14 protein-coding genes, 3 tRNA genes and 1 riboswitch are annotated in these 21,451 nt (G+C 59.5%); of the genes, 15 read left to right on the forward strand and 2 right to left on the reverse strand.

What is annotated here, in order from left to right:
- Nucleotides 1-125: 125 nt before the first annotated feature.
- Nucleotides 126-1,106, forward strand: coding sequence for a transcriptional regulator ArgR (argR, locus tag AC3WTM_RS04870; protein ID WP_102669990.1), 981 nt, complete (start codon nt 126-128; stop codon nt 1,104-1,106).
- Between the two features lie 17 nt (nt 1,107-1,123).
- On the opposite strand, the gene AC3WTM_RS04875 is transcribed toward argR, so the two are convergent.
- Complete coding sequence (locus AC3WTM_RS04875; RefSeq protein ID WP_102669989.1) at nt 1,124-6,151, reverse strand: dermonecrotic toxin domain-containing protein; 5,028 nt, start codon at nt 6,149-6,151, stop codon at nt 1,124-1,126.
- 313 nt (nt 6,152-6,464) lie between these two features.
- Here AC3WTM_RS04875 and AC3WTM_RS04880 point away from each other — a divergent pair, with 313 nt between their 5' ends.
- From AC3WTM_RS04880 to astE, 7 genes are all read left to right on the forward strand, one after another.
- Nucleotides 6,465-7,685 carry an aspartate aminotransferase family protein gene (locus AC3WTM_RS04880; RefSeq protein WP_057713610.1) on the forward strand — a complete coding sequence of 407 codons (1,221 nt, stop codon included), beginning with the start codon at nt 6,465-6,467 and terminating at the stop codon, nt 7,683-7,685.
- 209 nt (nt 7,686-7,894) lie between these two features.
- A complete protein-coding gene (gene aruF / locus AC3WTM_RS04885) occupies nt 7,895-8,914 on the forward strand; it encodes an arginine/ornithine succinyltransferase subunit alpha (protein ID WP_102669988.1) in 1,020 nt (339 codons plus the stop codon).
- A gap of 79 nt (nt 8,915-8,993) precedes the next feature.
- Complete coding sequence (gene astA, locus AC3WTM_RS04890) at nt 8,994-10,019, forward strand: arginine N-succinyltransferase (RefSeq protein WP_057713611.1); 1,026 nt, start codon at nt 8,994-8,996, stop codon at nt 10,017-10,019.
- Nucleotides 10,016-11,485: a succinylglutamate-semialdehyde dehydrogenase gene (astD, locus tag AC3WTM_RS04895; protein WP_173677939.1), complete on the forward strand. Its 1,470-nt coding sequence runs from the start codon at nt 10,016-10,018 to the stop codon at nt 11,483-11,485. The genes astA and astD overlap by 4 nt, the downstream gene beginning before the upstream one ends.
- Nucleotides 11,486-11,647: 162 nt before the next feature.
- The gene (gene astB, locus AC3WTM_RS04900) at nt 11,648-12,994 is read left to right on the forward strand and encodes an N-succinylarginine dihydrolase (RefSeq protein ID WP_102669986.1); all 1,347 of its coding nucleotides are present in this window, start codon (nt 11,648-11,650) and stop codon (nt 12,992-12,994) included.
- Nucleotides 12,995-13,055: 61 nt separating this feature from the next.
- A complete protein-coding gene (locus AC3WTM_RS04905) occupies nt 13,056-13,346 on the forward strand; it encodes a topoisomerase II (RefSeq protein ID WP_090457332.1) in 291 nt (96 codons plus the stop codon).
- 12 nt (nt 13,347-13,358) lie between these two features.
- A complete protein-coding gene (gene astE / locus AC3WTM_RS04910; RefSeq protein ID WP_102669985.1) occupies nt 13,359-14,369 on the forward strand; it encodes a succinylglutamate desuccinylase in 1,011 nt (336 codons plus the stop codon).
- A 130-nt stretch (nt 14,370-14,499) separates the two neighbouring features.
- On the opposite strand, the gene AC3WTM_RS04915 is transcribed toward astE, so the two are convergent.
- Nucleotides 14,500-15,009 (reverse strand): 6,7-dimethyl-8-ribityllumazine synthase, encoded by a 510-nt coding sequence (locus AC3WTM_RS04915; RefSeq protein ID WP_102669984.1) that lies wholly within the window; start codon nt 15,007-15,009, stop codon nt 14,500-14,502.
- A 103-nt stretch (nt 15,010-15,112) separates the two neighbouring features.
- Nucleotides 15,113-15,283, reverse strand: a riboswitch (FMN riboswitch).
- Nucleotides 15,284-15,479: 196 nt separating this feature from the next.
- On the opposite strand from AC3WTM_RS04915, the gene ltaE reads away from it, so the two are divergent.
- The 7 genes from ltaE to AC3WTM_RS04950 all read left to right on the forward strand — a co-directional run bounded on the left by ltaE (nt 15,480) and on the right by AC3WTM_RS04950 (nt 21,448).
- The gene (gene ltaE / locus AC3WTM_RS04920) at nt 15,480-16,484 is read left to right on the forward strand and encodes a low-specificity L-threonine aldolase (protein WP_102669983.1); all 1,005 of its coding nucleotides are present in this window, start codon (nt 15,480-15,482) and stop codon (nt 16,482-16,484) included.
- A gap of 146 nt (nt 16,485-16,630) precedes the next feature.
- On the forward strand, nt 16,631-19,252 hold the full coding sequence (gene alaS / locus AC3WTM_RS04925) for an alanine--tRNA ligase (protein WP_102669982.1): 2,622 nt from the start codon (nt 16,631-16,633) through the stop codon (nt 19,250-19,252).
- 91 nt (nt 19,253-19,343) lie between these two features.
- Nucleotides 19,344-20,585 carry an aspartate kinase gene (locus tag AC3WTM_RS04930; RefSeq protein WP_007971040.1) on the forward strand — a complete coding sequence of 414 codons (1,242 nt, stop codon included), beginning with the start codon at nt 19,344-19,346 and terminating at the stop codon, nt 20,583-20,585.
- Between the two features lie 188 nt (nt 20,586-20,773).
- Complete coding sequence (gene csrA, locus AC3WTM_RS04935) at nt 20,774-20,962, forward strand: carbon storage regulator CsrA (RefSeq protein WP_002554426.1); 189 nt, start codon at nt 20,774-20,776, stop codon at nt 20,960-20,962.
- A 62-nt stretch (nt 20,963-21,024) separates the two neighbouring features.
- Nucleotides 21,025-21,115, forward strand: a tRNA-Ser gene (locus AC3WTM_RS04940).
- 107 nt (nt 21,116-21,222) lie between these two features.
- Nucleotides 21,223-21,299, forward strand: a tRNA-Arg gene (locus tag AC3WTM_RS04945).
- 72 nt (nt 21,300-21,371) lie between these two features.
- Nucleotides 21,372-21,448, forward strand: a tRNA-Arg gene (locus AC3WTM_RS04950).
- The last annotated feature ends 3 nt before the right edge of the window (nt 21,449-21,451 follow it).

Raw genomic sequence — 21,451 nt, forward strand, 5'->3', positions numbered from 1 at the left:
CCACCGCTGTCGCGAGCAAGCCCGCTCCCACATTTGATCTTTGCCGGTTTTGCGATTTGTGTTCATTTACGGGCTAGCATTGGCTCATGCCTTCATCACTGTTCTTCGCTTCGGATCGCTCGCCCATGACTGCCCATCGAATTGGTTTCCTGATTTGGCCCAGCACTAAAGCACTGACGCTTGCGCTGGCTGAGGAGGCCTTGCGTGTTGCCCAGCGTGTGCATCCGGACGTGGTTTACGAACTGTCGTTCCTGCAGGCCGAAGCGCCGAGTGAAAGCGCCTGGCAATTGCCGGGTGAGGCGTGGACCGGCAAGCTCGAAAACTTCCAGAAACTGTTCCTGCTTGCTGACGAGCCACCGACCGCACTGGTGCCGGCGCTCAGCAGTGCGCTCAAGCAACTGGTGCGTTCCGGTTGTGTGATCGGCGGTCTGTCGGCCGGTGTTTACCCGCTGGCGCAGTTGGGCTTGCTCGACGGTTATCGCGCGGCTGTGCATTGGCGCTGGCAGGATGATTTCGCCGAGCGCTTTCCGAAGGTCATCGCCACCAGTCACCTGTTCGATTGGGATCGCGATCGCCTGACCGCGTGCGGCGGGATGTCGGTGCTCGACTTGTTGCTGGCCGTGCTGGCCCGCGATCACGGTGCGGAACTGGCCGGTGCGGTGTCCGAAGAACTGGTGGTCGAACGCATCCGCGAGGGCGGCGAGCGCCAGCGCATTCCGTTGCAGAACCGCCTGGGTTCCAGTCATCCGAAGCTCACCCAGGCGGTGTTGCTCATGGAAGCCAACATCGAAGAACCGCTGACTACCGACGAAATCGCCCAGCACGTGTGCGTATCCCGTCGGCAGCTGGAGCGGATCTTCAAGCAATACCTCAACCGTGTGCCGAGCCAGTATTACCTGGAACTGCGCCTGAACAAGGCCCGGCAGATGTTGATGCAAACCAGCAAGTCGATCATCCAGATCGGCCTGTCCTGTGGCTTCTCCTCGGGGCCGCATTTCTCCAGCGCCTACCGCAATTTCTTCGGTGCCACGCCGCGGGAAGATCGCAACCAGCGGCGCAGCAGCAGCCCGTTCGAATTGTCATCGGTGCCGCCGGAACGCGGCTGAGCAGCTCCTGATCCCGATCAGTCTTCCGGTTCGGACGCCTCGGACGTCGACACTTCCAATTCTGCCCGATCGATCACTTCCTGAATGCCGAAGTCGACACTGGTCAGCCTGAAATACTCGATCAGGATCTGCAGGCTGTCTTCGGAGAACGGATTGCCCCGCAAGTTGATGCTTTCGGCGATCTCAAGCGGCAGTTCGAGGAGGTCGGCGGGTATCCGGCTGATTGCGTTGTCGCTCAGGTCTACGGTTTCCAGGCTCTTGAGCTGCAACAGTCCAGGGGGTAATTCGGTGAGCCCGCAGTTGTCCAGTTGCAGGGTTGCCAGATCCGCCATCTGGCTGATATCCGGAGCCAGCCCCAGCGGATTGTTTCTCAAGTCGATGAATTCCAGGTGGGCCATCTCGGCCAGGTTCAGGGCAGACTGCGGGGTCAGGGTGATGTTGCAGTCGAGGAGATTGAGCGATCTCAAATCGCTCATCCGGAAGATCGCCTCCGGGAGATCGCCGAGCATGAAGTCGTTCATAACGAGGGTCTTGAGTTTGGGGAAGCACTCCAGGAATCCGGTGACGCCTGTGGTCAGGCCACTCTCGCTACTCAGGTAAACCAGAGATACATGGCTGAAGTCTGCGCTCAGTATCGGCAGGTTACCGGTTATCCGCGTGTCCAGGTTCAGGTCATAAGTAGTTGTTTGCTGTGAATCGTCGAAGTCATCCAGCTCGGTTTCCCGGCGCCAGCAGCGCAGTACGGACTCTCTGAATGCGTCCCGTGTCGAGTGCTCGATCAGTAGTTGCTGGGCAGTGAAGGGTTGATTGCTGTGGGGGTGGACGGCGGGAATATTGCCGGTCCAGGCGGACAGGTCGTTCTCCAGGGTGGTGAGTTCGACTTCCAGGCGGGTCAGTTCGACTCGACCCTCATCCAGTGTCCCGGGCAGTTTGTAGATGAATTTGCTGGCATCTTCCTGGTCCATCCAGGGGTACAGTGCCTGCGCGCGGTGGATATCTGCTGCTTCTGCATAGATGCCGAAGTCCTGACGGGTCTGATGGAAGTGCTGTTTTAGGCGTTCGCGGGTTACGCTGGAAAGCGGATTGTTGTCCAGGTCGAAACCCTCCTGGGTGCGTTGTTGCAGCGTGAAAAGTTCGCCGGGCAACTCTTTGATCTGGTTGTTGTTGAGCAGGGCGGTGCTCAGGCGTGGGCGAGTCAATAATTCGCGCGGGAGTTCAGTAATGCCCGTCTGCGATACGTCGATGTAATTCAAATCGGGCATGCTGCCGACATCGGGTGTCAGGCCCAAGGGGTTGTTGAACAAGTCCAAGGTGGTCAACTGATGCAGGCCTGCGAGTCCGAGCTGGCTTTCGGGGCTGAGGGTGATCGCGCAATTGCTCAGAATGAGTTCTTCGAGTTGCAGCGATGCAAGGGTGTCGGGCAAGTGGCCAAGGTTGAAATCGCGCAGTTTCAGGATACGTAGCCCGGTAAAACTGCGCAGAAACTCGTGCATGCCCCGCGTGGCGCTACCACCATTCATCCTTAGCATCGTGACGCCGCTGAAGTCGGTGCTCAGGGCTGGCAATTCGCCGATGATCGGTTGGAAGAAGTTGAAGCCGGCCGTTTCAAGCCCGGTCTCGGGAAGGGTCCATTGCCGTCGCCAGCAGTCCATCAAGTTGATGGTGAACTGTTGACGGACCTGCTTTTGTGCGGCGAATTGCTCGGGGGTGACCCTGGTTTGTGTGTCTGGGATAAACAGCGGAATGTCGTCGCGCCAGGAAGAAAGCGTTTCCTGGAGCTGCGTGTGTTGAACCATAAGCCGACTCAGTTCTGCCCGCGGTCCGTTTGGGTGCTGTTGCAAGCGTTCGACGAAGGCGTCGAGCTCTTCGGTGGATAGATGGGGGAACAGTGTCTGAGCCCGAGCTTGCAAGGTAGGTGTGTTGCGTGGCATTTGACGATACCCGTCACCGCCACCGAGCAAGCGCATTACCTTTGGGTCGTAGGTGGGTTTGAGGTCGGGGTGTTGAACCAGCAGCGAGCGTAATGCGTCACGGCTCAAGATGTGATTGCGAATTAACTGTTTGAGTCGTTCACCTTCACCGATATGAAGGTTCAAAGCGGTGCGTTCACTGTCCGGCATGGCCTGTAGCAGGCAGGTGTAGAGCGAGCCCATGCTGCTGAGTTCTTCGCCGTCATGATCGAAGGCCTGATAAGAGCCGTCCTCTCTGAGTACCAGCACTTTACGCAGAGACGCGTCGGCATGGCCAAGGCTCTCGATCAGCAGGCCCTCATGGGCATACTGGCGGATTTCCAACCGTAGCTGTCCCGTCCAGCCTGGCAGTTTTTCCAGGGTGTGCAAGGCCAGCCGGTCGGTGTCGAGGTTGTTCTCGGTCGATGGCAAATCAAGCCCCTCGTAGGCGCGTGTCACGCGCACTTGCAATCCGGCCTCTTGGCTCAGCTCGACCAGGCGAGGGGAAATGGTTGGTTTTTTCAGCTGTTGCAGTTCCAGGTCGCTTGCTGTGTCCACAATTGCTTGAGCTACGCTGCGTGGCAGTCCGGGCTCGGCATCCATGACCACTTGTATGGCCGCGCTAGCGCCACGTTCGAGTCTGCGATAACGCTGATCGAACAGGCCTTGCCGTTTCTGTTCGGCAAGCTGCGCAAGTATCTTGCGCAACCGCTGCGCCCGGTTTTCCAGGCCAGGGGAGGGGTGAGCGAATTCTTCGCCCATCAGCGTTCTGGCTTCGCTGTCCGACAGGGTCAGGAGAAAGGTTTTCAGCAGGTCGCCGTCGGTGAGGCGGGAGGCGTCGACTTCCACCACGGGTACATCGGGCGCCGGGCTTTGCCAAAGGTTTTGCGCATTTTCGTCGATCAGTCGCAGGCCTTTGTTTGCCGGCCAGTAACCGTTTTCATTGAGCAGTTCCAGCTGTGTCACGGGATCCGCCTTGAGGAAGTGCTCCGGCTGATCGCTGCCGATCTGATCGATAAAGGTTTGTATGTCCTGATCGATCCCGAAGCGTTTGAGTGTGTCGGCCAACAACGGCGGCACCTGCCCGGCATTCACGTGCATCTTGCGCAGGGCATCTTCGTGGCTGCCGCTGATACTGAGGATGCGCTCGCGGGTACTGGCCGAAAAACGCTGCATGTCCGGGCCGATACGGTGCAGCACGGTGGCCTGGTCCCAACTCAACGGCTGGTCGAGTTCGGTTTGCCAGGCGCCGCTGCCGTTGTGCCGCAGTTGTGGTTTGTAGGCGTCAGGGCGCGTGGGGTGGTCGATGCGATGCTCGCCGATGACTGAGTCCTCGCTGACGGCGTAGTTTTTGCCTTCCAGGGGTAACAGGGTTTTACCTTGATGCCTGTACAGTCCGAGTGAATCCGGTTTTGAGTCGGCTGGGAGTGTGGCGGGGTGCTCGTAGGCGGTCAGGTCGGGTTTCCAATAGCGGGTTTCGCCGTTGGGCTGCTTCACCGAATTGAAACGGTCGATGAACTGCACAATTTCCTTGGGCAGGATCGCGCGAAATTCTCCCGCCGCGATCACGCCACCCGCCGCAAAGGTGCCCAGTTGTACGGCGGATTCAACAACGCCCATGAAATGCTCGAAGGCCTCGGTGGTGTGACCCTCGGCCCAGTCAATAATGCTTTCGAAGGTTTCGTCGAGCAATTGGTAGGCCATGTAGGCCAACATCAACTCGCCAAGGAAAGGTACGAACGGCAGGGCAATAAAGGCTGCGATGTTCAGCAGGGTCGAAGCTATTTCGGTAAAGGAGTCCCATAACGCCCAGCGGGCTCTCTGGTCGACTGTTGCGGTGGATACCGCGATCACCCGCGCATCGTTGAGGATCTTGTTGAGCTTGCTCTGGTAGAGGTGGGTCAAGAGATTGTCTTTCACCGGCTTGGCCGCAATGTGCAAGTCGGGACGTTGGTTCGGGCGCTCTCGCCAGGTCGGGTGCGGATCGCCCGGTGGAACAGGCTGCCAGGTTAAAGGTGATAGCTCGTTGTTCAACTGCGCGAAAAAGTGCCCACGATCCTCATGATTGATGAATCGACTGAAAAACTGTTGGTATTCGGGGGCACGCAAGCGCTGACCAAGTTCCTCGGCGAATGCGGCGGTTGAACTGTATTCCTTGATCGGGTGTTCGGGGTCGTCAGGAATGTAGGCCACCACTCTGACCACTTCTGTTGCGCGCTCCAGATCCGGTGCAAACAAAACGATGCCGGTCAGGCGAGCGTTCATGATTGTCAGTTCATGGAAGCCCCAGGGTAGACCGTGCAAACCTAAAGAAGGCAGGTTGTCGAGCAAGCCAAGAGTCAGTTGGTGGACGTCACTGCCCAGCAATTTTTGCATCTGCGCCATGTGCAGGGCAGCGGTGAGTGCGGTTTTCTGGCTGTCGTGAATTTTCGATTTCAGTATTGCCGCGGCCACGGGATTGCTGATGCCAAGATTGTCGTCCAGATACTCTTTATAGCGCTGGCCAATGTCCAGTTCCCGGCAGAGGCGGGTAAAAGCCGTGATGGGCATCTTTTCCAGTATCTGCGGCAATGTATTGAATTGCCCGGTAGCAGAGGGGGGCGTGATGTAAGTCGAGGCGGGCTCGAAGGCGTCTGCATTGGTTTCGGCGCTTTCAAAGTTGTGCAATGCGGCATCCAGCAGCGACACCGTCCAGATGCGCGCAGCGCCGGATTTCAGCCGAAGCCATGGAATGTGAGCTGGAATATAAAGGCGAAGGAACGTTTTACGAGCGTCCAGTTCCAGGCCGAATTGAGTCTTGAGCGCCGTTTCGAGTAGTGGTTTGGCGAAGTCGGCGGGGCTCTGCAGCTTTGCCATCATTTGATCAACCTGGTTCTGGCTGCTCACATGACGGGCAATGAGTTTGCCCAGTTCTGCATGCTGATGGGGTGGAGCGTCCTTGAGCCCGGCCGGAATGCCTGGCGCGCTGTTGCGCAGTGCCTCACGCCGTTGAGGCGTTGCTTGACGGAGCCAGGAGGGGATCACGTTGATCAGGTGCTGATAGTGAGCGTCTGGCCTGAATGCATCGCTAGCAATGTCGGTATGTTGGGTATTCATGCGGTTAAGGTGACCATCGAAGTGGGATGAGGCCCTTAGGAAACCGCGTTAGCCCGGACGCTGTGCGGTACATATTTACCGCGCTCGGGCCATTGCCATGAGTTACAACGCAGCAAGCCTGCCGCAAACGTCCGCCGCCAGTTAAACTGCGCCTTTGCGACCCTATATGTCGCATTGCCGTAAACCCGGGAAAATCCGGGGTTTGCGCTATAAGAAGTTGTCGCTTGGCGGCAAGGCCGGGCCGAAAACTGTCCTTACAATCCTCACCAAGCTCGCCAGTTTCAGGCGAGTGTTTTCTCTTCAGGAGACTCCGATGTCCGTTGAGCACGCTGCGGTACAACGCGCCGATTTCGATCAGGTAATGGTTCCCAACTATGCGCCTGCCGCATTCATTCCTGTGCGTGGCGCCGGTTCCCGCGTTTGGGACCAGTCCGGTCGCGAGCTGATCGACTTCGCCGGCGGGATCGCCGTCAACGTATTGGGTCACGCGCATCCGGCGCTGGTCGGTGCCTTGACCGAGCAGGCGAACAAGCTGTGGCACGTGTCCAACGTGTTCACCAATGAGCCGGCCCTGCGCCTGGCACACAAGCTGGTCGATGCCACCTTTGCCGAGCGCGCCTTCTTCTGCAACTCCGGCGCCGAAGCCAACGAGGCCGCCTTCAAGCTGGCCCGTCGTGTCGCGTTCGACCGTTATGGCAGCGAGAAGTACGAGATCATCGCCGCGCTCAACAGCTTCCACGGCCGTACCCTGTTCACCGTGAACGTCGGTGGCCAGTCGAAGTATTCCGATGGCTTCGGTCCGAAGATCACCGGCATCACCCACGTGCCATACAACGATCTGGCTGCGTTGAAAGCTGCCGTTTCCGACAAGACCTGCGCCGTGGTCCTGGAGCCTATTCAAGGTGAGGGCGGCGTACTGCCGGCCGAACTGGCCTACCTGCAAGGCGCCCGCGAGCTGTGCAATGAGCACAACGCGCTGCTGGTGTTCGACGAAGTGCAAACCGGCATGGGCCGTACCGGCCACCTGTTCGCCTACCAGCATTACGGCGTGATCCCGGACATCCTGACCAGCGCCAAGAGCCTGGGCGGTGGTTTCCCGATCGCCGCCATGCTGACCACCGAAGACCTGGCCAAGCACCTGGTCGTCGGCACCCACGGCACCACTTACGGCGGCAACCCGCTGGCGTGCGCTGTCGCAGGCGCGGTGATCGACGTGATCAACACCCCAGAGGTGCTGGCTGGCGTCAATGCCAAACACGACAAGTTCAAGGCACGCCTTGAGCAGATCGGCGAGAAATACGGCCTGTTCACCCAGGTCCGTGGCCTGGGTCTGTTGATCGGCTGTGTGCTGAGCGATGCCTGGAAAGGCAAGGCCAAGGACATCTTCAATGCCGCTGAACAAGAAGGCCTGATGATTCTGCAAGCCGGCCCGGACGTGGTGCGTTTCGCCCCAAGCCTGGTAGTGGAAGACGCCGATATCGATGCCGGTCTGGACCGCTTCGAACGTGCCGCGGCAAAACTGACGCAAGCCTGATAGACCCTTCGACGCCTGACCTTTCAGGCGTCGAACCCAATTTTTGTATGCCGGGCCCGCTTTACTGTAGGAGCGAGCTTGCTCGCGATGGTGGATCAGCCACATTGGTGTCGACTGACACTCCATCGCGAGCAAGCTCGCTCCTACAGGAGTTCCAAGGCGGCCCCGGCTTATTTTCCTCAAAGAGTTTTAGAAAAAGGAGTGACACCATGCTGGTGATGCGCCCCGCGCAAATGGCTGATCTGGGCGAGGTACAGCGTCTGGCTGCGGACAGTCCGATTGGTGTCACTTCCTTGCCGGATGACGTTGAGCGCCTGAGCGACAAGATCGCGGCAAGCGAAGCCTCGTTCGCCGCCGAAGTGAGTTTCAACGGTGAGGAAAGCTATTTCTTCGTCCTCGAAGACTCCACCACCGGCAAGCTGGTCGGTTGCTCGGCCATCGTGGCGTCGGCCGGTTACTCCGAGCCGTTCTACAGCTTCCGCAACGAAACCTTCGTGCACGCTTCCCGCGAGCTGAAGATTCACAACAAGATCCACGTGCTCTCGCAGTGCCACGACCTGACCGGCAACAGCTTGCTGACCAGCTTCTATGTACAGCGCGAACTGGTGGGGTCGCCTTGGGCGGAGCTTAACTCCCGTGGCCGTTTGCTGTTCGTAGCCAGCCATCCGGAGCGTTTTGCCGATTCCGTGGTGACCGAAATCGTCGGTTACAGCGATGAAAACGGCGACTCGCCGTTCTGGGATGCCATCGGTCGCAACTTCTTCGACCTCAACTACGCCGAAGCCGAGCGTCTGTGCGGGCTCAAAAGCCGTACGTTCCTTGCCGAACTGATGCCGCATTACCCGATCTACGTGCCACTGCTGCCGGACTCCGCTCAAGAGGCCATGGGCCAGGTGCACCCGCGCGCGCAGATCACCTTCGACATTCTGATGCGCGAAGGTTTCGAGACCGATCACTACATCGACATCTTCGACGGTGGCCCGACCCTGCATGCCCGTGTCTCGGGGATCCGCTCGATCGCCCAGAGCCGTGTGGTGCCGGTGAAGATCGGTGAACCGGTCAAAGGCGTCGGTCGCCAGTACCTGGTTGCCAATGCCCAGCTGCAGGATTACCGCGCGGTCATGCTCGAGCTCGATTACGCGCCGGGCAAACCGGTGACCCTGGACCTGGAGGCGGCCGAAGCCCTGGGTGTCGGCGAGGGTGCCAGCGTGCGCCTGGTCGCGGTTTAACAGCGACCTGGCCTGATTGCTCGTTTAGAAAGCAGCGAAGTTTCACGGGTGGCGCAAGCGGCCCGTTTGAGGAGATAGCATGATCGTTCGTCCCGTACGCAGCAGCGATTTACCCGCTCTGATCGACCTGGCCCGCAGCACTGGCACCGGCCTGACCACCTTGCCGGCCAACGAAGAGCGGCTGGCCCATCGGGTCGGCTGGGCCGAGAAGACCTTTCGCGGCGAAGCCGGGCGGGGCGACGCGGACTACCTGTTCGTGCTCGAAGATGACGACGGGCGCGTGGTGGGCATTTCCGCCATTGCCGGCGCCGTTGGCCTGCGTGAGCCCTGGTACAACTTCCGGGTCGGTCTGACGGTCAGCGCCTCGCAAGAGTTGAACATCTATCGTGAAATCCCGACGCTGTTCCTGGCCAACGACCTGACCGGCAACTCCGAACTGTGCTCGCTGTTCCTGCACGCCGATTACCGCAGTGGCCTCAACGGTCGCATGCTGTCCAAGGCGCGGATGTTGTTCATCGCCGAATTCCCGCAATTGTTCGGCAACAAGATCATTGCCGAAATGCGCGGGGTTTCCGACGAGGCCGGGCGTTCGCCGTTCTGGGAAAGCCTGGGCCGGCACTTCTTCAAGATGGAATTCAGCCAAGCTGACTACCTGACCGGCGTGGGCAATAAGGCGTTCATCGCCGAGCTGATGCCGAAATTCCCACTGTACACCTGCTTCCTGTCGCCGGATGCGCGCAATGTGATCGGTCAGGTTCATCCGGACACCGAGCCGGCGCTGGCCATGCTCAAGAGCGAAGGTTTCAGCTACCAGGGCTACGTCGATATCTTCGACGCAGGCCCGGCGATCGAGTGTGAAACGGGCAAGATCCGCGCGGTGCGCGACAGCCAGGCGCTGGTGCTGGCCGTCGGCACACCGGGTGACGATGCCACGCCATTCATCATTCACAACCGCAAGCGCGAGGACTGCCGGATCACTGCCGCGCCTGCACGTCTGGCCGCCGGCACCCTGGTGGTCGATCCGCTGACCGCCAAACGTCTTCAACTCAACGCGGGCGATCAAGTGCGCGCCGTGGCGTTGTCCGCAGCTCGGGAGTCGAAATAATGAAGTCGCTTTACATCGCAGGTGAATGGCTGGCAGGTGGGGGCGAAGCCTTCGAGTCGCTGAACCCGGTGACCCAGCAGGTACTGTGGTCTGGCGTCGGAGCCACCGCCGGTCAGGTCGAGTCGGCTGTGCAAGCGGCGCGTCAGGCGTTCCCGGACTGGGCGCGGCGCACCCTGGAAGAGCGTATCTCGGTGCTGGAGGCCTATGCCGCCGCACTGAAGAATCACGCTGACGAATTGGCTCATACCATCGGCGAGGAAACCGGCAAACCTCTGTGGGAAGCGGCGACCGAAGTCACCAGCATGGTCAACAAGATTGCCATCTCGGTGCAGAGCTACCGCGAACGTACCGGCGAGAAGAGCGGGCCGCTGGGCGATGCCACCGCTGTGCTGCGCCACAAACCCCACGGCGTGGTGGCGGTGTTCGGTCCTTACAACTTCCCGGGTCACCTGCCCAACGGCCATATCGTGCCGGCACTGTTGGCCGGTAACAGCGTGCTGTTCAAGCCAAGCGAACTGACACCGAAAGTCGCTGAACTGACGGTCAAGTGCTGGATCGAGGCTGGCCTGCCGGCCGGCGTATTGAACCTGCTGCAAGGCGCTCGCGAAACCGGTATCGCCCTGGCGGCGAACCCGGGCATCGACGGGCTGTTCTTCACCGGTTCCAGCCGCACCGGCAATCACCTGCACCAGCAATTTGCCGGTCGTCCGGACAAGATCCTGGCGCTGGAAATGGGCGGTAATAACCCGCTGGTGGTCGATCAGGTCGCTGATCTCGATGCCGCTGTGTACACCATCATTCAGTCCGCGTTCATTTCCGCCGGCCAGCGTTGCACCTGTGCCCGTCGCTTGCTGGTGCCGCAAGGTGCCTGGGGCGACTCATTGCTGGCGCGCCTGGTGGCGGTCAGCTCGACCCTCTCAGTCGGAGCCTTCGATCAGCAACCGGCGCCGTTCATGGGCTCGGTGGTTTCCCTTGGCGCTGCGAAAGCGTTGATGGATGCGCAAGAACATCTGCTGGCCAACGGCGCCGTGGCGCTGCTGGAAATGACTCAGCCTCAGGCTCAATCGGCCTTGCTGACCCCTGGCATCCTGGACGTGAGCGCCGTTGCCGATCGTCCTGACGAAGAGCTGTTCGGCCCGTTGCTGCAGGTGATCCGCTACGCTGATTTTGAAGCGGCGATCGCTGAAGCCAACGACACCGCTTACGGTCTGGCCGCCGGCCTGCTGTCGGACTCCGAAGCTCGCTACCAGCAGTTCTGGCTGGAAAGCCGGGCCGGTATCGTCAACTGGAACAAACAACTGACCGGTGCGGCAAGCAGTGCGCCATTCGGCGGCGTCGGCGCCTCGGGCAACCATCGCGCCAGCGCTTACTACGCGGCGGATTACTGCGCGTACCCGGTGGCCTCGCTGGAAACGCCGAGCCTGGTATTGCCAGCGGCCCTTACGCCTGGCGTGAAGATGGCGTGATGCCCATCGCGGGCAAGCCCGCTCCCACAGGTTCGGTGGCGTTCACATATCTTGTGTACGACGCAATCACTGTGGGAGCGAGCTTGCTCGCGATCGCCGCGACCCGGTCTAAAAGAACAGTTACTGAAGCCTATAACAACAGATTCTCGTGGAGCCTCGCTGATGAAATCCTATGAAGTCAATTTTGACGGTCTAGTGGGGCCGACCCATAACTACGGCGGCCTGTCTTATGGCAACGTCGCGTCCCAGAGCAACAGCCAACAGTCTTCCAACCCCAAGGAAGCGGCGCTGCAAGGCCTGGCGAAGATGAAAGCGCTGATGGAAATGGGTTTCCAGCAAGGCGTACTGGCACCGCAAGAGCGCCCGGATGTGGCTGCACTGCGTCGCCTGGGCTTTGGCGGCACCGACGCTCAAGTGATCGAGCGCGCTGCCAAAGAGGCGATGCCGCTGCTGGTGGCCAGTTGCTCGGCGTCGAGCATGTGGGTGGCCAACGCCGCGACCGTCAGCCCGAGCGCCGACACCGCTGATGGCCGCGTGCATTTCACCGCCGCCAACCTCAACTGCAAATACCACCGCAGCATCGAACACCCGACCACCAGCCGCGTGCTGGGGGCGATGTTCGCTGACCAGAAACACTTCGCCCACCACGCCGCCTTGCCGCCCGTGGCGCAATTCGGTGACGAAGGCGCGGCCAACCACACGCGTTTCTGCCGTGAATACGGCGAAGCCGGTGTCGAGTTCTTCGTGTTCGGCCGCAGTGCGTTCGACACCCGCTACCCGTCACCGCAGAAGTACCCGGCGCGCCAGACTCTCGAAGCGTCCCAGGCCGTTGCCCGTTTGCACGGCTTGAGTGATGACGGCGTGGTCTATGCCCAGCAGAACCCTTCGGTGATCGATCAGGGCGTGTTCCACAACGACGTGATCGCCGTGGGTAATGGTGAAGTGCTGTTCTATCACGAGGACGCGTTCCTCGAGACCGAGAAAATGCTCGCTGAATTGCAGAGCAAACTCGCCAAAGTCGGTGGGAAATTTCAGTCTGTGTGTGTGCCTCGTTCCGCCGTCAGCGTGGAAGACGCGGTTCGTTCCTACCTGTTCAACAGCCAACTGCTGTCGCGTCCTGACGGCTCCATGCTGTTGATCGTGCCGGAAGAATGCCGTGGCAACGAGCGTGTCTGGAAGTACTTGCAGGGTTTGACCAGCTCCGGTGGCCTGATCCGCGAAGTGAAAGTCTTCGATCTCAAGCAGAGCATGCAGAACGGCGGCGGCCCTGCTTGTCTTCGACTGCGTGTCGCGCTCAACGAAACCGAACTGGCGGCCGTCAACCCAGGGGTTATCATGACGGCACCGTTGTACGGCACACTGACCGAATGGGTCGAGAAGCACTACCGCGACCGCATGACCGAAAACGATCTGGCGGACCCGCAATTGCTGCTTGAGTGCCGGACGGCACTGGATGAACTGACGCAAATCCTTAAACTGGGCGCGGTTTATCCATTCCAGATCAATTGATCGACGGCGCGCCGCTTTCTACGGCAGCGCGCTGATTCATCTCAAACGAGAGCGTAAAGACATGAGCGATACCCTGCAGCTGATCCTTGAAGACACCGACGGCACGCAACTGGAAACGTCCTGCACCCGCGTCGCGGTCCTGTGGCAAGGTAAAGAGCTGTGGATCCAGCAGGATGGCCGTGGTCAGTTGCTGATCGGCGTGGACGTCGAAGAAGGCGACGCCGAGTACGCCAACCTGCTGTTGCGCCCATTGGCGACTAATCTGGTAAGTCTGCAACTGGAAATGGAACCGGCTGACCTCGGTGACGACGAGGAACACGTCCACGGTCCGGACTGCAACCACGATCACTAAGGAAACCGCTTTATGCTCGCCCTCGGCAAACTGCTTGAACTGACCCTCGCCGGCCGCGAACCGGCGGAGAAGACTCAACTGACTGTCGAAGGCGTGCGCATGCGCTGGTTGAGCGAAGGTGCGCTGGAAGTCCGGCCACCTGAAGCCCGTGACAACGGCCTGGACCTGCTGCTTTCTGCGGGAATCCACGGCAACGAAACAGCGCCGATCGAGTTGCTCGATCGCCTGTTGCACGACATTGCCCGCGGCGATCTGAAGCCGCGCGCACGTATTCTGTTCCTGTTCGGCAACCCGGAAGCGATTCGCAAGGGCGAGCGTTTCGTCGAGCAGGACGTCAATCGGCTGTTCAATGGCCGTCACGAACAAAGCAGCGGTTGCGAAGCTCTGCGCGCCTGTGAGCTGGAGCGTTTGGCTGCCAGCTTCTTCAGCCTGCCGGATCGCCAGCGCCTGCACTACGACCTGCACACGGCGATTCGTGGCTCGAAAATCGAGCAGTTCGCCTTGTACCCGTGGAAGGAGGACCGCCAGCATTCGCGTCAGGAACTGGCGCGCCTGCGTGCTGCCGGCATGGAAGCGGTGTTGCTGCAGAACAAGCCGTCCATCGTGTTCAGCTCCTATACCTACGACAAGCTGGGTGCCGAGGCCTTTACCCTGGAGTTGGGCAAGGCGCGGCCGTTCGGTCAGAACGACGGTGTCAACGTCTCGCTGCTGGAGAAGCGCCTCAAGCAGATCATCGAGGGTACCGAACCAGAACTGACTGAGGACGCGCTGGACGGTTTGCAGCTGTACAGCGTGGCGCGAGAAATCATCAAGCACAGCGACAGCTTCCGCCTGAACCTGCCGGCGGACATCGAGAATTTTTCGGAGCTGGAAGTGGGTTACCTGCTGGCTGAAGACATCGCCAATACCCGCTGGATCATCGAGGAGGAGGGCGCCCGGATCATTTTCCCGAACCCCAGGGTGAAGAATGGTTTGCGTGCCGGCATCCTGATCGTGCCGACCACCGACGAAAACCTGGCCTGATTACGGCAATTAACCTCTGTAGGAGCGAGCTTGCTCGCGATGAATCTGAAAACGACGCGGGGTGCCAGGCTTCCCGCGTTATCGTTGACGACCATCGCGAGCAAGCTCGCTCCTACAAGGATTTCGGTGTTTAGACCGCTACGGCGCGCGGTTCAGAGCGACGCAGGCTGCGGATTTTCAGCAACGTATCCGCACAGGTCTTTGCTGCTTCCTGGCCTTTATGCAGGAAATGCTCGAAGAAGAACTTCTGGTGCTCTTCACCTGCATGGAAGTGGTGCGGGGTCAGGGACACCGAGAACACCGGCACTTCGGTTTCCAGTTGAACCTGCATCAGGCCGCTGACCACCGACTGGGCGACGAACTCGTGACGGTAGATCCCGCCGTCCACCACCAGGGCTGCGGCGACGATGCCGGCATAACGACCGGTCTTGGCCAGCAACTTGGCGTGCAGGGGCATTTCAAAGGCACCGCCGACTTCGAAGAAATCGATGTCGGACTCCTGATAGCCCTGGGCAATCATTTCGGCGACGAAGCCTTTACGGCTCTGATCGACAATGTCCTTGTGCCAGCAGGCCTGGATAAACGCTACGCGCTCGCCCTGATGGTGTTTGCTTTTGCTATCGATTGCGGTGGGTTGCATGTTCTGACTCCTGTTTGTGTGAAAAACAGGGCGTTATGAATCGAAGGGGATTTGAGGGTACGCACGCTCGCACGAATGCCGGCGGACGGCCCTATTTTGTCAATCCCGTTCTCTCTTCATCCGGACTATGACCGTCGGCCCCGGGATCACACCGGGTCTGCTGACCTTGCTGTCAGGCACCGCCGAAGCCGTGCTGTCACCAAGCGCTCGCGGGCTATGCGCATTGCGCGCAATTACCGCCGGTGGGGAGTTGCACCCCGCCCTGAGAACGTTTTTGCCGCCAAAATGTTTGGTGGCGCAGCGTTTTTATCACATATTTGCGGTATGCGCATGACCCCTTTTGGATGATTGTCATCGACTTTTCTGTTGGTTTAATCGGCCTTTTCCTACGCAAGGGTTGATTAATCGTCGCCATGCCCGCAGTAATTCTTTCCTGAAAGGGATTTCCCCTGCTTACCGAGGCCAGATTCATGAGTGTTATCGATCTTCGCAGCGACACCGTCACCCAACCTTGCGCTGGCATGCTCGAAGCAATGACCAAGGCCGCCACCGGCGATGACGTGTATGGCGAAGATCCGACGGTCAATCACCTGGAAGCCGAACTGGCCAGGCGCCTGGGTTTCGCCGCGGCACTGTTCGTGCCGACCGGCACCATGAGCAACCTGTTGGGGTTGATGGCTCATTGTGAGCGCGGTGACGAGTACATCGTCGGCCAGCAGGCCCACACTTATAAGTACGAAGGTGGTGGCGCGGCGGTGCTTGGCTCGATCCAGCCGCAACCGCTGGAGGTGCAGGCCGATGGTTCGCTGGACTTGGCGCAGGTCGCTGCTGCAATCAAGCCGGACGACTTCCATTTTGCCCGCACCCGTTTGCTGGCGCTGGAAAACACCATGCAAGGCAAGGTCCTGCCACTGGAATACCTGGCACGGGCGCGCAGTTTTACCCGCGAGCATGGCTTGCAACTGCACCTGGACGGCGCACGTCTGTACAACGCGGCAGTGAAGCTGGGTGTGGATGCCCGGGAAATCACCCAGTATTTCGATTCCGTCTCGGTGTGCCTGTCCAAGGGGCTGGGCGCACCGGTCGGTTCAGTGCTCTGCGGCTCGGCCGAGCTGATCGGCAAGGCCCGGCGCCTGCGCAAGATGGTCGGTGGCGGCATGCGTCAGGCCGGGGTTCTCGCGGCGGCCGGCCTGTATGCGCTGGATAACAACGTTCAGCGCTTGGCCGATGACCATGCCAACGCACAGTTGCTGGCCGAAGGGCTGCGCGGGGCGGGGTTCGAGGTCGAACCGGTGCAGACCAACATGGTTTATGTGCAGATGGGCGACCAGGCCGAGGCCATCAAGACCTTTGCCGCCAGGCACGGGATCAAACTCAGTGCCGCCGCGCGTCTGCGCATGGTCACGCATATGGATGTCAGCCGTGCGCAAATCGAGCAGGTCGTCGCGACATTCGTCGACTTTTCGCGCAAGTGATAGCGTTAGCACTCCAATTGACCGTTTCTATCGTATAAACACGCTGTACCCCGCGCGCAGGGCCGATATAATGCGGCCCTTTGCCGTCGCTTCGTCTGTTGACGTTTCGAACAGGCCTTTGGCCGCAGCCTCCGTGGAAGAACCTAATGAAAAGCGCAGAAATCCGTGAAGCCTTCCTTCGCTTCTTCGAAGAGCAAGGCCACACCCGTGTAGCCTCCAGCTCTTTGATTCCGGGCAACGACCCAACCCTGCTGTTCACCAACGCGGGGATGAACCAGTTCAAGGACTGCTTCCTGGGCCAGGAAAAGCGCGCGTACACCCGCGCTGTCAGCAGCCAGAAATGCGTGCGCGCCGGCGGCAAGCACAACGACCTGGAAAACGTCGGTTATACCGCTCGTCACCACACCTTCTTCGAAATGCTGGGTAACTTCAGCTTCGGTGATTATTTCAAGCGTGATGCCATCAGCTACGCCTGGAACTTCCTGACTTCCGACAAATGGCTGAACCTGCCGAAGGAAAAGCTCTGGGTCACCGTCTACGCCAGCGATGACGAGGCGTATGACATCTGGACCAAGGAAATCGGGGTTCCGGCCGAGCGGATGGTACGCATCGGCGACAACAAGGGCGCGCCGTACGCCTCCGACAACTTCTGGACCATGGGCGATACCGGCCCGTGCGGCCCTTGCACCGAGATTTTCTACGATCACGGCGCCGACATCTGGGGGGGCCCGCCGGGCTCGCCGGAAGAAGACGGCGACCGTTACATCGAAATCTGGAACAACGTGTTCATGCAGTTCAACCGCACCGCCGATGGCGTGTTGCACCCGCTTCCAGCGCCGTCGGTCGACACCGGCATGGGCCTGGAGCGGATCAGTGCCGTGCTGCAGCACGTTCACTCGAACTATGAAATCGACCTGTTCCAGAGCCTGTTGAACGCATCGGCCAAGGCCATCGGTTGCACCAACGACGCTCAGGCTTCCCTGAAAGTCGTGGCTGACCACATCCGTTCCTGCGGTTTCCTGATCGCCGACGGTGTGCTGCCGTCCAACGAAGGCCGCGGCTACGTGCTGCGCCGGATCATCCGTCGCGCCTGCCGTCACGGTAACAAGCTGGGCGCCAAGGGCAGCTTCTTCTATCAGATCGTCGCGGCCCTGGTTGCCGAAATGGGCGAAGCCTTCCCGGAACTGAAATCCCAGCAGGCGCACATCGAACGCGTGCTGAAGGCCGAAGAAGAGCAGTTCGCGAAGACCCTGGAGCAGGGCCTGAAGATCCTCGAGCAGGATCTGGCCGAGCTCAAGGGCGACGTGGTGCCGGGCGACGTAGTGTTCAAACTCTACGACACCTACGGTTTCCCGATGGACCTGACTGGCGACATCGCTCGCGAGCGCAGCCTGACCATTGACGAAGCAGGTTTCGAGCGTGAGATGGAAGCCCAGCGCGTCCGTGCTCGCTCGGCCAGTTCCTTCGGCATGGACTACAACAGCCTGGTCAAGGTTGACGTCGATACCGAGTTCACTGGTTACACCGCTCACAGCGGTTCCGCCAAGATCGTTGCTCTCTATAAGGATGGGCAGTCGGTCGACGTTTTGAGCGAAGGCGAAGAGGGCGTGGTCGTTCTCGATCAGACGCCGTTCTATGCGGAGTCCGGTGGTCAGATTGGTGATTGCGGCTTCCTCCAGGCTGGCGCTGCGCGTTTCGATGTGCGCGACACCACCAAGACCGGCGGTGCGTTCCTGCACCACGGTGTGCTGGATTCGGGCAGCCTGATCGTTGGCTCGCCAGTTCAGGCGCAGGTGGATGCCGAGGTGCGTCACGCCACTTCGCTGAACCATTCCGCGACTCACTTGCTGCACGCAGCATTGCGTCAGGTGCTGGGCGATCACGTTCAGCAGAAAGGCTCGCTGGTCGACAGTCAGCGCCTGCGCTTCGACTTCAGCCACTTCGAAGCCATCAAGCCTGAACAACTGAAAGCGTTGGAAGACATCGTCAACGCCGAGATTCGCAAGAACTCCGAAGTTGAAACCGAAGAAACCGATATCGAAACCGCCAAGCAGAAAGGCGCCATGGCGCTGTTCGGCGAAAAATACGGCGACAACGTACGCGTACTGAGCATGGGCGATTTCTCCGTCGAGCTGTGCGGCGGTATCCACGCCAACCGTACCGGCGACATCGGCCTGCTGAAAATCATCAGCGAAGGCGGTGTGGCATCGGGCGTGCGTCGTATCGAGGCCGTCACCGGTGCGCAAGCGCTGGCTTACTTGAACGCGGCGGAAGAACAACTCAAGGAAGCGGCCAGCCTGGTCAAGGGCAGCCGCGATAACCTGATCGACAAGCTGTCGGCTGTGCTGGAGCGCAACCGTCTGCTGGAGAAGCAACTCGAGCAGTTGCAAGCCAAGGCTGCCAGTGCCGCGGGCGACGATCTGTCGGCCCAGGCGCTGGACGTCAAGGATGTGAAAGTGCTGGCCGTGCGTCTGGACGGTCAGGATGGCAAGGCGCTGCTGGCGCTGGTCGATCAACTGAAAAACAAACTCGGCCGCGCAGTGATCCTGCTCGGCAGTGTCCATGAGGAAAAGGTCGTTCTGGTTGCAGGCGTAACCAAAGACCTGACTGGCCAACTCAAAGCCGGTGATTTGATGAAGCAAGCCGCTGCGGCAGTGGGCGGGAAGGGTGGTGGTCGTCCAGACATGGCGCAAGGCGGCGGTACCGACGCTGGCGCACTGGATGCGGCACTGGCCCTGACCGTTCCGTTTGTAGAGCAGGGTCTATAAGGCAGTACTTGCGGCCCGCAGTCTAGTGGTGGGCCGCAACGCTGTTTGAGTGATTATTTGGGCGCCCTTCATGGGCAGAGGCGGCTTTGAAATGGCTTTGATCGTACAGAAATTTGGAGGCACCTCGGTCGGCACTGTCGAGAGAATCGAGCAGGTCGCCGACAAGGTTAAGAAATTCCGCGATGCCGGCGATGACCTGGTGGTTGTGCTGTCTGCAATGAGCGGCGAAACCAACCGTCTGATCGATCTGGCCAAGCAAATCAGTGGCGACGGCCAACCGGTTCCGCGCGAGCTGGACGTGATCGTTTCCACCGGTGAGCAGGTGACGATTGCCCTGTTGGCCATGGCGCTGATCAAGCGCGGCGTGCCGGCAGTGTCGTACACCGGCAACCAGGTGCGGATTCTGACGGATAGCGCGCACAATAAAGCGCGTATCTTGCAGATTGATGACCAGAAGATTCGCGGTGACCTGAAGGCGGGTCGTGTGGTGGTTGTCGCCGGTTTCCAGGGCGTCGACGAGCACGGCAACATCACCACCCTCGGTCGTGGCGGTTCCGACACCACCGGCGTGGCGCTGGCTGCAGCCCTGAAGGCTGACGAATGCCAGATCTACACCGACGTCGACGGCGTCTACACCACCGACCCGCGTGTGGTGTCCGTGGCTCAGCGCCTGGACAAGATCACCTTCGAAGAGATGCTGGAAATGGCCAGCCTTGGTTCCAAGGTGTTGCAGATCCGCGCGGTCGAGTTCGCCGGCAAGTACAACGTTCCGCTGCGCGTACTGCACAGCTTCAAGGAGGGTCCGGGCACCCTCATTACTATTGATGAAGAGGAAACCATGGAACAGCCGATCATTTCCGGTATCGCTTTCAACCGCGATGAAGCCAAGCTGACCATCCGTGGCGTGCCAGACATCCCGGGCGTTGCCTTCAAGATTCTCGGCCCGATCAGTGCCGCGAACATCGAAGTCGACATGATTGTGCAGAACGTCGCGCACGATAACACCACCGACTTCACCTTCACCGTGCACCGCAACGACTACCAGGCGGCGCAAGCCGTGCTGGAAAAAACCGCTGGCGAGCTGGGTGCCCGTGAAGTCGTGGGCGACACCAAGATCGCCAAGGTGTCGATTGTCGGCGTTGGCATGCGCTCTCACGCAGGCGTGGCCAGCCGCATGTTCGAATCCCTGGCCAAGGAAAGCATCAACATCCAGATGATCTCAACTTCGGAAATCAAGGTTTCCGTAGTGATCGAAGAGAAGTATCTGGAACTGGCTGTGCGCGCTCTGCACACGGCTTTCGAACTGGACGCACCGGCCCGCCAGGGCGAGTGATGCGTTTGCCAAAAGGCGCGGTCTGACCGCGCCTTTTGTTTTTTTGAATGGCGTGACCCCCGAGACTGTTCTTTTGCTCGCGCTAGTCAATACTCAGGCATGTAGGGCAGCGACCGCTCCGGTTGTGGGTCGAGTGCCTTTTTTTTGCAGACTGTTGTCCCTGAAATGTAATGCGTGAGGAGAAAGGTATGCTGATTCTGACTCGTCGGTGCGCAGAAAGCCTGATTATCGGTGATGGCGAAATCACCGTGACCGTGCTCGGCGTCAAAGGAAATCAAGTGCGCATCGGTGTTAATGCCCCCAAAGAGGTGGCTGTTCACCGGGAAGAAATTTACCTGCGTATCAAGAAAGAGAAGGACGAAGAACCAAGCCATTAATTTTTATCGTTTTTTATGTTTGCAAACGGGGAAGAAGCTGGTTAATATACGCCCCGTGTTGCGGAGAGCTGGCCGAGTGGCCGAAGGCGCTCCCCTGCTAAGGGAGTACACCTCAAAAGGGTGTCGGGGGTTCGAATCCCCCGTTCTCCGCCATTATTTGCGTAGTACGTTGTAATCTGGCTTTTTCGGTAAGTTGTTGAAATTACTAGAAAAAGTGTTTGACATAGAGATTAGACGGCCTATAATGCGCGGCAACAAATGCACTCGTAGCTCAGCTGGATAGAGTACTCGGCTACGAACCGAGCGGTCACAGGTTCGAATCCTGTCGAGTGCACCATTTAAGAGTTAGTTACAGCAATGTAAGTAACTTGGCTTCAACCAGTTGTGATCTGGTATAAAAACACAAATTGCACTCGTAGCTCAGCTGGATAGAGTACTCGGCTACGAACCGAGCGGTCACAGGTTCGAATCCTGTCGAGTGCACCATAC

Source organism: Pseudomonas sp. EU05-FHT14B02 (assembly GCF_058791055.1).